Origin of the sequence: Nocardioides sp. URHA0020, from assembly GCF_000620705.1 — a bacterium.
Lineage (GTDB): Bacteria > Actinomycetota > Actinomycetes > Propionibacteriales > Nocardioidaceae > Nocardioides.
The window spans coordinates 1-10,242 of the sequence record NZ_JIAR01000006.1 but is presented as its reverse complement, the minus strand read 5'-3'; the positions used below and the strand labels follow the sequence as shown (position 1 = coordinate 10,242).

Annotated in this window: 14 protein-coding genes; 5 read left to right on the top strand and 9 right to left on the bottom strand. The window is 65.0% G+C overall.

What is annotated here, in order from left to right:
- The 4 genes from N542_RS0100330 to N542_RS0100315 form a co-directional block, all read right to left on the bottom strand.
- Window positions 1-277, bottom strand: a 277-nt coding sequence (locus tag N542_RS0100330) for a hypothetical protein (RefSeq protein ID WP_155992795.1), incomplete at its 3' end; no start/stop codon positions are given.
- A 108-nt stretch (window positions 278-385) separates the two neighbouring features.
- A complete protein-coding gene (locus tag N542_RS0100325) occupies window positions 386-661 on the bottom strand; it encodes a hypothetical protein (RefSeq protein WP_028642241.1) in 276 nt (91 codons plus the stop codon).
- A gap of 535 nt (window positions 662-1,196) precedes the next feature.
- Window positions 1,197-2,312, bottom strand: a complete 1,116-nt coding sequence (locus N542_RS0100320) for a hypothetical protein (protein ID WP_155992794.1) — start codon at window positions 2,310-2,312, stop codon at window positions 1,197-1,199.
- A 168-nt stretch (window positions 2,313-2,480) separates the two neighbouring features.
- Window positions 2,481-2,834 (bottom strand): hypothetical protein, encoded by a 354-nt coding sequence (locus N542_RS0100315; RefSeq protein ID WP_028642239.1) that lies wholly within the window; start codon window positions 2,832-2,834, stop codon window positions 2,481-2,483.
- A gap of 153 nt (window positions 2,835-2,987) precedes the next feature.
- On the opposite strand from N542_RS0100315, the gene N542_RS22655 reads away from it, so the two are divergent.
- Both N542_RS22655 and N542_RS0100305 read left to right on the top strand, forming a co-directional pair.
- Window positions 2,988-3,401, top strand: a complete 414-nt coding sequence (locus N542_RS22655) for a DUF6228 family protein (RefSeq protein WP_051551241.1) — start codon at window positions 2,988-2,990, stop codon at window positions 3,399-3,401.
- A 131-nt stretch (window positions 3,402-3,532) separates the two neighbouring features.
- Complete coding sequence (locus tag N542_RS0100305; protein WP_155992793.1) at window positions 3,533-4,171, top strand: hypothetical protein; 639 nt, start codon at window positions 3,533-3,535, stop codon at window positions 4,169-4,171.
- A gap of 116 nt (window positions 4,172-4,287) precedes the next feature.
- Here N542_RS0100305 and N542_RS0100300 read toward each other — a convergent pair whose 3' ends face one another.
- Entirely contained in the window at window positions 4,288-4,500 is a 213-nt protein-coding gene (locus N542_RS0100300; protein WP_028642237.1) for a hypothetical protein, read from the bottom strand.
- A 152-nt stretch (window positions 4,501-4,652) separates the two neighbouring features.
- Here N542_RS0100300 and N542_RS0100295 point away from each other — a divergent pair, with 152 nt between their 5' ends.
- Window positions 4,653-5,405: a hypothetical protein gene (locus tag N542_RS0100295; RefSeq protein WP_028642236.1), complete on the top strand. Its 753-nt coding sequence runs from the start codon at window positions 4,653-4,655 to the stop codon at window positions 5,403-5,405.
- A gap of 72 nt (window positions 5,406-5,477) precedes the next feature.
- The gene (locus N542_RS0100290; protein ID WP_028642235.1) at window positions 5,478-6,089 is read left to right on the top strand and encodes a hypothetical protein; all 612 of its coding nucleotides are present in this window, start codon (window positions 5,478-5,480) and stop codon (window positions 6,087-6,089) included.
- Between the two features lie 188 nt (window positions 6,090-6,277).
- Here N542_RS0100290 and N542_RS0100285 read toward each other — a convergent pair whose 3' ends face one another.
- Window positions 6,278-6,997 (bottom strand): hypothetical protein, encoded by a 720-nt coding sequence (locus N542_RS0100285; protein ID WP_028642234.1) that lies wholly within the window; start codon window positions 6,995-6,997, stop codon window positions 6,278-6,280.
- 259 nt (window positions 6,998-7,256) lie between these two features.
- Window positions 7,257-7,568 (bottom strand): hypothetical protein, encoded by a 312-nt coding sequence (locus tag N542_RS0100280; RefSeq protein WP_155992792.1) that lies wholly within the window; start codon window positions 7,566-7,568, stop codon window positions 7,257-7,259.
- Window positions 7,569-7,699: 131 nt separating this feature from the next.
- On the opposite strand from N542_RS0100280, the gene N542_RS26215 reads away from it, so the two are divergent.
- Entirely contained in the window at window positions 7,700-8,113 is a 414-nt protein-coding gene (locus N542_RS26215) for a DUF7674 family protein (RefSeq protein ID WP_442937376.1), read from the top strand.
- 63 nt (window positions 8,114-8,176) lie between these two features.
- On the opposite strand, the gene N542_RS0100270 is transcribed toward N542_RS26215, so the two are convergent.
- The gene (locus N542_RS0100270; RefSeq protein ID WP_155992790.1) at window positions 8,177-8,773 is read right to left on the bottom strand and encodes a hypothetical protein; all 597 of its coding nucleotides are present in this window, start codon (window positions 8,771-8,773) and stop codon (window positions 8,177-8,179) included.
- Between the two features lie 359 nt (window positions 8,774-9,132).
- Complete coding sequence (locus N542_RS0100260; RefSeq protein WP_028642231.1) at window positions 9,133-10,131, bottom strand: IS481 family transposase; 999 nt, start codon at window positions 10,129-10,131, stop codon at window positions 9,133-9,135.
- Between the last annotated feature and the right edge of the window lie 111 nt (window positions 10,132-10,242).

The window sequence follows — 10,242 nt, the reverse complement described above, 5'->3', positions numbered from 1 at the left end:
CGTACACGGCGAGAGTGGTCGGGTGTTTCACCAACAGCGGGAACGAGAAGAGACAGAGAGTAAGCGCGACGACGCTCACTAGGCCGGGGATCGAGCCGTATCCAATGCGAATCACGTACTCGGTCGTTCCTGGGCGGTAGTACTTGCCGAGCATTCGCCAGCCTGTGCGGAAGCGCCAAACGTTGAAGGCGCCCAGCGCGACGACCCCGAGGCAGGCGATGTACATCCAGCCAGAGATGTCGGGCGGCGGAGTCCCGGAGGCGGTCATCGGTGGCACGAGGTGAAGGTATCGAGAATCTCGATGATGAGTGAGTCAAGCTGACCTGTCGCCGCACATCCGCTCATGCCGCAGATGGCGCGCTCGTGCCGATAAGCGGTAGTTCAGTCACAGCGCAGCGACGTGGTTCCGCACCACAGTGCGCATCTCCCGCTCGACGGCGTCGCGCTCGTCGGGCGTGGTCAGATGATCGCGCTGATCCAGCATGGTGACGAGGGCACGGTCGAGGGGACCCTGGTCGTCCCACGCGGGAATCCGAGCGTAGAACGGCCCCTCGAAGAAGTGGATCGCGAGGTTCCAGTAGCCGAACGCGCGCAGCAGGACCCGGTACTCCGAGTCTTCGTCTTGGGCGACCGGCACGTCGATGCGGTGTTCAGAGAGCATCGCCGTACGAGCGGCTCAAAGTCGTTGTCCAGACTGTCGCGCCTCAACGCTGCAACCTCTATCGTCGCCTCGCCCGTGAACCCCGACGCCACTAGGTCCTCTGCGACCGCTACTGCTTCGTCAACCCGAAGGCCAGTGGGAAGGATGAAGTTGACCGCCACGCGATGTAGGCGAGCATCGAGCACGGGTCGAAGGATCTCAGTCACGTGCCGGATCCTCTCACCACAAACGCGCTCCTCTGCCGCGTAGCGTGCGCTCGGAGACGCACGCTCATGCCGCAGATAGCGTGCGAGGCTGCGACCATCCGGTCCAGAAGTCCGCGTCCGGACATCAGCGTTCCGCTCGGTCGTGCCGATGGCGACGGGTGCCCCAGGATGCGGCAGGGACTACCTCGGACCACGATCGCTGGCCTCGACGAGCGGGCATCCCGCCTGCCGCCCTCTACTCCTGCCGCATCGGCTTGCGCCTCGCTCCCCTGGAAGCCTCTGTCCGCAGATGCTGCGCGGCACTGCATCGGCGGCAGGTGCGAGCTCTGCTACAAGTGGATCCCCGGGGTGAGCAGCACGGGGGCGAGCCAGGTTCGTGCGTTCTCCCACACCGATGGTTCGGGGTTGGTACCGGTGAGCCAGGGCTCGGGGTCGGCAGCGACGACGAGGTAGCGTCGATTCCCCAGTTCGGTGACGTCGAAGCCGTCGGGTGCGCCGACTTCATCGAGATGCCGCTCAGTGAGCACCTGCGCGACCCAGGCATCGACGACGTAACGGTCCAGGATGCCGTGAGCTCGGCCGTCATGTACGACCTGCTCCCCGGGGCTGAGGTCGCGACCAAGACAATCAACGGCGTCGCCGTAACTGCCCGTAGTCGGTTGCGCCCGTCGTACGGCGGCGTAGTCGAGATACGGCCCGACGATGTTCAGCGCCTCGCACACCGCTGCGAGGTCTGTGGTGAGGGAGCTGGTCTCGTCGAGCGCTTGCAGCGCGCCGGTGGCGTTGAGGTCCACGCGGGCATACCGCTGTCGGCGCGGCTCGAGAGCTATGCACGAGACGCCCAGCTGTTGCGGGTCAACCGGCAGCACGGAGAGCAACTCGTCTGCTGCCCGGGCCGCGGTACTGACCGTGTCGGTCAGACCGGTCTCGACGACCGTCATGCCCGCGGCGACGTGGACCCAGCTGGCCAGGTGCGGGAGGATCTCCCGCAGCACGTCGTCGGAGATAACTGGCAGACCGTCTCGCTCCTGGTCCGAGGCGAAGTGCAGGAACGCCGTGACCGGCGGCGGCATCGACAACCAGGGATACAGGTCGGGAAGCCGCTTGCTGGGTGGCCGGGGTTCCACCCGGGCGGAGACACCCACCGCATCGAGCGCCGCGATGAGGTCTGCGAACCAGGCCCTTACCTCCTCCTCCGCCATCGTGCCCTCGGCCAGCTCGGCGACGACACCCCTCGATGTTGCGTCGGCCTCAGTCGCAGACGTCGGGTCCGCCGGCACCCGCTCACACGCCAACGCATCCGCAACAGCCGCGGCTGTTCGGACATCCGCCAACATCTCTCGGGCCGTCAGCCCACGAGGCGGGCGCACCACAAACGGAAGCGGTCCCCCACCAAGCACGGCGCCCAGGCTCAGCAATCCCTCGATGTCGACCCGGCTCGCCATGCCGGCCATGCTAGGGCGATCCGCGATGAGATCTGTGTTGCCACAGACCCGTCAACGAACCATTCGGTCACGCCGCCGATCGAGTTCGGCGCGCTCACCCGCTCATTCCGCAATTCGTGCGCGGATCTGCCGATGTCAGCGCGTTCGACTCGCGGGCGATCTCGGGCCTTAGACCCGTTTCTGGACGTGGGTTAGAGCACGTAACGCCAACACCACCGCGAGACCCAGGAACACCATGCCAGCCAGATGCGTCCAGAGCAGAACTGACGTATGACGGGCCGCCCAGCTGAACACCGACGTGGGCTGGTCACCCCTTCGCACGATCAAGTCCTCGCCGAGGTAGATCCCCCAGGTGAGTCCAGCCAGCAGGCTGCCCAGAGCGCCCATGGAGGCCGAGACCGGAGCCCGCCGAAGGTAGACCAGGCAAGAGACGAGTACTACAACGCTCACGCCGATCAACAGCCAGGAGGTGAGGAAATATCCCTGCGGGTAGCCAAAGAACGCCTGCACGGTGTCGTCCATGTGCGGAGGCTAGTGGGCTGTCAAGCGTCCCCAGCAACGGTTGAGGAAAGTCGCACGGATCTGCCGCGTAGCGTGCGCTCGCAGACGCACGCTCATGCCGCTGTCCGAGCTCGGATGCTGATGAGCGGTCGAGCTGTCCGTCATGCTGTCGACATGGAGTCGGCTGTCATCAGGGACGTTCGCACGGCGTTGATCTTCTCGGACCCCGATCAGGCGACCGCCGTTCCCGCTCAGTACCTCTCGGTCACCATCGAGGGCCGCGGCCTGCGCGCGTCTCGGCAGGTCTACGAGGGGTATGACGGTGGGTTCAGCAGCTTGGCTTTCTACTTCGCCGACTTGGTCGCGAACTGGCGAGGTTGGCCCGGAAGTCGCGACTACGAGTCCATCGAAGGTGACCTGCGCATCCAGGCGACTCACGACGGCCACGTGAACCTCCGCGTGGCGCTGTGGGAGTCGGCCGTCCCTGAAGGGTGGCGGGTCGAGGCCGAGGTACGTCTAGATGCGGGGGAAGCGCTCACTGCCGCCGCCTCCGACGTCGCTGCACTCGTGAAGGCTCGTCTTCCCTAACCTCCGGATCTGCCGCGTTGCGTGCGCTCGGAGACGCACGCTCATGCCGCGTAGCGGGTGTCCACGTCGGCGAGAAGTTCTCGACACCTTCGCGGCCGTGACTTTCGCGCACCGGCCGTGTAGAGGGTGCCATGCTTTCGCACATGCCCCAACCCCATGCAGCGGTCGCTGGCGCTCTGGCTCAAGCACTCGAATCACAGCGGCCGGTTCGCATCGTTCGCGAGGACGATTGGTGGGCTGAGGACGTCCGCGGACTCGTGGTCGGCCTCTCTGGCGACTGGGTAGTCCTGCAACGGTTGATGGACACCGTTTACATCGACGGCTACGAGATCTTGCGCTTTCGGGACGTAACTGAGGTCGATGCGGACGACGATGACATGGCGGTCTACACCGAGCGGGCGATCGTTGGCCTGGGCCGACCGGAAGTGGACTTTCATCTACCACCCAGTGCGTCGACACCAGCGATCCTGCGAGCCGTCGCCGATAGCGCCGAGCTGGTCGTCATCCACACCGAGTCGATCGACGAGGACGCGTTGGTCATCGGCCATCTCTGTGGAATCGGCACGGAGGACTTCGACATCCAGCTCGTCAATGCCGAGGGCCAGTGGTCCCTCGAGCCTGGCCGGTGGCGCTTCGAGGATGTGACTCGGATCGCGTTCGATGATCGCTACTCGACGGCGCTGGCACGATTCGGCGACACGCGTCCGACTGTCATCCCAGGCTCGGCGGTGGACGGGCGTGTTCAGTGCAGCTGCGTCATCGCGCCCTGAACCGTTCGGGCGGATCTGCCGCAGATAGCGTGCGCTGCGGCCACCCGGACATGCCGCGTAGCGTGCGCTCGGAGACGCACGCTCATGCCACAGCGCGGCTCACGGAGACCCCGATGTCAAAGCTTCGTTTTGGTGACCTTAGGCGTTCGCCACCGACTCGAGACGTCGAGGAACAACCAAGCGCCGAGGGTGAGTGGCCACGCCGCTACCCGGAAGATCCCTCCGTCTGGGACGTCGTAGAGGTCGAGCGTGTCGACGAGCGCGAGCGCCGCACACGCCACCCCCATGATGGCTATGGCGACGCCGATTGCACGCCGGTACTGGACCATTGGAGCATCGTTCCAGACGCGCGCTCGACCGGGCTCCAGGTGGCACTGCGTACCACAACTCATTGCACGCCCCGGCATGCTGCGTCACCGTTCGAACTGTGCCGCCCCTCCGAACGCCGAGACTCCAGACGACGCCGACTCTCCTACTAGTCGTGCTCGCCACCGCCGGCATGATCACGGGCCTCAGCTCCTGCGCCGCGTCCACCGAGGGACTCGAGCTCGCAGTGTCCGACAAACCAGGTGTCCTCAGTGTGCAAGCTCAAGAGGCCAGCGGTGACGACATGCTGCCGTTCATGCACATCCCGAAGTTCGTCACCGTGCACATGAGCCGCGATGCGACCACCGATCAGGTCATGGCGGTCTTCGATGCCTACGACGACGACATCGACGATGACGACGTCGCTGGCATCGACGTCATCTTGGCCGGCACCAAGCAGGCCACGCTGTCGACCGGCGAAGACGTCCACGCGACTCATCGAATGGCGGAGGACCTCATCGAGGCCCAGAACAACACCCACGTCACCGAGTACGTCCGCGAGGCCTACCCCGCGATGCCGGGCGTGAAAGTCACGCTCGCCTCCACAGACTTCGCGCACCTGGCAGCCGCAGCCGGCCGGTACCGCAACGACGACGACGTCCAGGTCATCGACATCTCCTCAGCGCACTTCAGCCTGCACCAGGACAAAGACGAAGACGACGCCCGACTGATCGGCGCCAGAGAACGGCTCGCCCACCGGGTCGCATCCCAGTTCCACCTCCACGGAGCCTCCGTCTCCGACGGCGGTCCACTTGAGCTCATCGTGAGCAAGGCCGACGTCGCTGCAGTCCGCCGGCTCGTCGACGAAACACCCGGGGCCAAGCTCGCCGGCGACATTCGCGTCGGCACCTCCCCCAGGGGGCTGTAGGTGTCGAGCTTCATGAGGTTGACCCTGCCAACGCCCAGATCTTCCGCTAAGCGGGCGGTAGCGTCTTCGACCATGGGCAAGCGACGGGGCGCCATCTCAGCCACAGATCTCGAGGCCCAACTGGAGGCCGACCCACACTTCGTTGCCCGACGGGAAGCGGCCGACGCCGAACGCGCTGAGCGTGAGCGGCTCCTCACGATCGCCGAACAGCCGGTCGTGGAGGACCTCAGAGGTCTTGGACTGGACTTGACCAGCGTTTGGGACCTGTACAAGATCCCCGACTCGCGCCCGCAGGCGATACCTGTTCTTCTCAAGCACCTAACTCTCGACTACCCGGGCCGGGTCCTGTTTGGCATCGGCACAGGGCTCAACGACAAGTCTGCTCGGGCCTGGTGGAGCGACATGCGCCAGATGATGCTCACAACTGAACGCGACGAGGTACGAGATCGGCTCGCCGCCGCGCTGGCCAACTGCGCGACACGAGAGCACTACGACGATCTATTGGCCCTCATCCGGGAGGACAGCCTCGGTGACAACCGCATCTACTTCCTGCGCCCCATCAACCGGATCGGCAACCGAATCAGCGCCGGTCAGGGTCGAGCCGTCATAGAGCAACTGGCTGACCACCCAGTGCTGGGCATCGAGTCGACCCGGATCCTGAAGGGTCGAAGCCGCAGCCAGTAGGCGCTCGCGTCACTCAGAGAAGACGCACGCATCTGCCGCGTTCCGCTCGCCGTGCCGATGAGCGGAAGGCGACCCGAGCACCATCTGTCCTTGCTGTAACGGCAAACGGCGCGTCCGCTCGCCCGCACGCCTATCCTCACCGCGGCCTCCGAACGGGCTGCTCGGGGATTCACGGTTCGGCGGGGCGATCAAGGTTGAGGCGAGGTCACCGCCGTCAGCATGAGCGCCGGGTGCAGCAGGTAGTAGGTCGAGCCTTCGACGTACGCGCCGTTTAGATATTCGAGGCCCTCTTCCCTGGCTGCGACAGGTCGACCGGCCATCACGAGCGAGGTGACCGACGAGATCGAGAGCGTGAAGTCCTCGTCACGCTCGGGTGGACCCGCTATCTGGTGACGGACTGAGAGATCTAGTGTCTGGGTCGCGAAGTCGATCTCGACCCGGCGCAGCGTCGTCCACATGAAGTCTGTCGAGCTGTTGGTGTTCCAACTCAACGCGCTCCATCCGCCGTGGCCGTCGGGTACGACGAACTGTCTTTCCACGGGGGCGACGGTGCCAGACGGCAAGAGAACCGCACGGTGACTCGTAGCTCGAAAGTGCAGCGCCATGGCGCCACCGAGGAGGCTGTGGACCGTCCCCAATTCGAGCGCCGTCATATCGATCTTCATCTGACGCTCGTTGAGCCAACGTGCCAGTTGCACGAAGTGGACTTCGGTGACCTGTGTGAACTCGATTAGCCACCGGCGGGGCTCGGGTGCCCACTCGTCGTTGATGTTGTTCACGACCAAGCCAAGGGAACCGGACTCCAGGTCTAGGTGGATTGCCTCCAGTTCGACCTCCTCGGACATCCCTTCGATGTCCCACAGCCACCCGGCCCAACTGCCCGCCGAGGCGTCCTGGTGCGTCATCACGTCACCAGTCTCGCTGATGCCGACTCGTCGAGCGAGAAGGTTTCAGTCAACGACCACCCGCCGATCTTGCGGCAACTAGACGTCCGCCTCAAGCCGCGTAGCGTGCGCGCTGGCGCTCACGGATCTGCCGCTGATGGGGCGCGGTCATGCCGAGATGAGGACTTCAGCGCGGACGCTTGGTACGACCGCTCGGAGACGCACGCTCATGCCACTGACAGTGCGCGGTCATGCCGACGGGCGGATGACCGTGGCAGAACGGCTAGTCCTCGTCGCGTGGATAGAAGTCCATCCAGAAGTAGCAGCCGACGTCCGCCATCGCTCGTATCAGCGTGGCTGGCAGAGTCATCGCCCGTTGTCCTTCCCGCGGTGACCAGGAGCAGAAGAGGCGGACAGACGGCGGCGTACCGGCACCGGCGAGTAGCGGTGGCACCTTCGTGATGATCCAGGCTTCTGCCTGAGCCAACTGCTCCTCCAACGTCGAGTCAGAGAAGGTGATCTCCACAAGTCGGCTGTCCGGGTCGCCTGCATCGTCGACGGAAATTGAGGTAAGTGCCCATTCCTCTGAGATCACCCGTGAACCGTCTCACGTCTCAACGCCCGCTCATGCCGCTGTCCGCTCGCTCGTGTCGATGAGCGGGTGGGGATCGAACGGGCCACACGGACCCGACCCGACATGTACGTTCGTCAACCGTGGAGCCCATCATGGCTGAGCAAGTTCCAGGCCTTCTCGTCGAGGCTCACCCGTGGATAGCGGAAGCGTGGGCTGAGGTAGCGGTTGATAACACGGACGCAGACAGCCCCGGGGGGCGACTGGGTTACCTGGACGCAGGTTGGATCGTGGCCCGACTCGCCGATCGCTTCGCCTCTGGCAACAGAGAGGACGTCGATGCTCTCTTCGAGTTGATCGAGCGTCTGATCGTCGAAGGCGACGACTACGTCAGCAACCTGGGCGTCATCGGGTATGTCGAGGGCATGCAGATGGCCACCGTGAGTACTCGCGGAGTCGATCCCGAGGAGTTTCGTCCCTGGCTGCGCCCTATGTCTTCGAGGTACTGGGAGGCGATCAACCGTTTCTGGGAATCGGGTACGCCAATCCCAGATCTCCGGCCAGAGTGATGCGCTCGAAGACGCACGCATCTGCCGCGTCGCGTCCGCTCGGAGACGCACGCTTGAAGTCGGTCAGCCGTTGCTGACGGTCAAGGTCACGCGGGGGCCAATGCGCTGCGTTCCGTGCTGCCAGCCATCTGCGTACGAGAGGTCAACACCGCTGATGTCGACGGCCTCGCCGAACTCAGTTGGGGTGATGGCAAGGACGAGCTGTTGTCGTGACTCCGACCCCAGTGAGATGGTCGCGCCAATAGCCGGCTCGAGCGAGGTGCAGGCTTGATCGATCCCCGCGCCGCGCGCCAGGCCCACCCCTCCCGCCGGGCCTACGGTGCAAATCAGCACGCTCGTCGTCAAGGGGGCTCCCCCGTCGACGACGACGGGGGACGCGGCGTCGATTCTCACGGTCCTGTTCTTGTCGGAGTAGAGGTCTGCGATCCCGACGAATGTGGTCAGTCCAGGACGTGCCGCGCTGTCGTGCACCTCGTTGCCAGCGGGTGGGAAGGCCGTCGGGTGTCGCCACAGCCAACCCAAAGTGCCCAGTCCGCCCAAGACGAGGACGCAAACGATCACGCTCACGGTCACCACCACTGACCGGTTCGGAGCTGGCCGCGGGCCGGCCACCGTCACCACTGGGTCGGGATGCGAACCGGTCGGCGCGTGCTGGCTCATGCCGGCAGTCTGACACCAGGTCGACCTCGGCACCCGGTACTCACAGGTGAACCATCCGCTCATGCCGCAGATAGAGCGGCCTGCCATGCCGATGTGCGGACGCCTGGGTGGGCCGTTGCGTTAGCATCCACTTGAGTCGCAGAGCGATCCCGGGGAGGGTAATCCGTGGAGATCCGAAGCCTTCCGCGTCAGATCTTCAACGAACTCCGGTTATGGCGTTGGACGTGGGTCGGGGTTGTGATCGTGGTTGTGATGCCGCTCCGGTACATGTCGGACGAGCGGCCAGATCACGCCCTGTTCGCCTTGGCGGTTGGAGTGACTCTCGCGCTTGTCGGGCGCGCATCGGACCACCGCACCGACTAACTGTGATGTCCGGCCAGGTTGTCCAACCGGGTGATGGGTGGTTGGCCGCCGAGTGCTGAGTGGGGCCGATGGTGGTTGTACTGGTGGATCCATCCTGCCAGGGCCGCTCGGCGGGCGTTCTCGGATGTGTAGAGCTTCTTGTAGGCCCAGCCGTCGGCCATGGTGCGGTGGAGTCTCTCGATCTTCCCGTTGGTCTGCGGGCGACGGGGTCGAGTTCTCTTGTGTTTGATCTCGAGCTCTTGGCAGGTGTCGCGCCACAGGTGTGAGATGTAGGCCGAGCCGTTGTCCGACATGACCCGCTCTACGTTGACGCCTCGTTCGGCGAACCACGCGATCGCTCGGTAGAGGACTCCGACCGCGGTGACGGCCTTCTCGTCGTCGTGGCACTCGGCGTAGGCCAGGCGGGTGTAGTCGTCGATGACGGTGTGCACGAAGCAGGTCCCCATCGACACGTCGTAGCGGTGGGTCTTCTTCCCGGTCCGGTTCCGGGTCGAGCGACGGTTCACGTTGCCCCGGTTCACCCCGACGAAGCGCCAGCCGCCACCATCGGGGATGTTGCCGAACTTCGTGGTGTCGACATGGAGCAGCTCCCCGGGCCGGGACCGCTCGTAGCGTCGCGCTGGTTCACCGGTGGTCCGGTCGATGTAGGTGAGCCGGTTGAGCCGGCAGCGGACCAGGACCGCGTGCACGGTCGAGGCTGGCATGCCGAGCTTCGCGCCGATCTGGACCGGTCCGAGGCGTTGCTTCCACCGCAGGTGCACGATCTTGCGCACCACCGGCGGCGGTGTCTTGGCGTGCTGGGTGTGGCGGGCCGAGGACCGGTCGTTCATCCCGGCGATGCCCTCGTCACGGTAGCGGCTCGCCCACTTGTCCGCGGTGCGCCACGAGACGTTGAAGAACTCAGCCGCACGAGACGGTGGCCAACCGTCCTCAACGATCAACCTGGCCAGCCGCAGGCGGTGTCTGGGAGTCAGAGCAGCATTAACGTGGGACACGAAGGCCTCCTGGGTGGGAGCGGTTCCTAGATAGCTCCACTCCACACCGGGAGGCCTTCACCCATCTACGGGTTCGCCGTACCCGATCGCACAACGTGCCTGGGCATCACA

Excerpts from the sequence above, each read along its gene's own strand:
- N542_RS0100270 (WP_155992790.1), bottom strand. The coding sequence starts at position 8,773 with ATGAGCCAGCACGCGCCGACCGGTTCGCATCCCGACCCAGTGGTGACG.
- N542_RS0100320 (WP_155992794.1), bottom strand. The coding sequence starts at position 2,312 with ATGGCGAGCCGGGTCGACATCGAGGGATTGCTGAGCCTGGGCGCCGTG.
- N542_RS0100315 (WP_028642239.1), bottom strand. The coding sequence starts at position 2,834 with ATGGACGACACCGTGCAGGCGTTCTTTGGCTACCCGCAGGGATATTTC.
- N542_RS26215 (WP_442937376.1), top strand. The coding sequence starts at position 7,700 with ATGGCTGAGCAAGTTCCAGGCCTTCTCGTCGAGGCTCACCCGTGGATA.
- N542_RS22655 (WP_051551241.1), top strand. The coding sequence starts at position 2,988 with ATGGAGTCGGCTGTCATCAGGGACGTTCGCACGGCGTTGATCTTCTCG.
- N542_RS0100325 (WP_028642241.1), bottom strand. The coding sequence starts at position 661 with ATGCTCTCTGAACACCGCATCGACGTGCCGGTCGCCCAAGACGAAGAC.
- N542_RS0100305 (WP_155992793.1), top strand. The coding sequence starts at position 3,533 with ATGCTTTCGCACATGCCCCAACCCCATGCAGCGGTCGCTGGCGCTCTG.
- N542_RS0100290 (WP_028642235.1), top strand. The coding sequence starts at position 5,478 with ATGGGCAAGCGACGGGGCGCCATCTCAGCCACAGATCTCGAGGCCCAA.
- N542_RS0100300 (WP_028642237.1), bottom strand. The coding sequence starts at position 4,500 with ATGGTCCAGTACCGGCGTGCAATCGGCGTCGCCATAGCCATCATGGGG.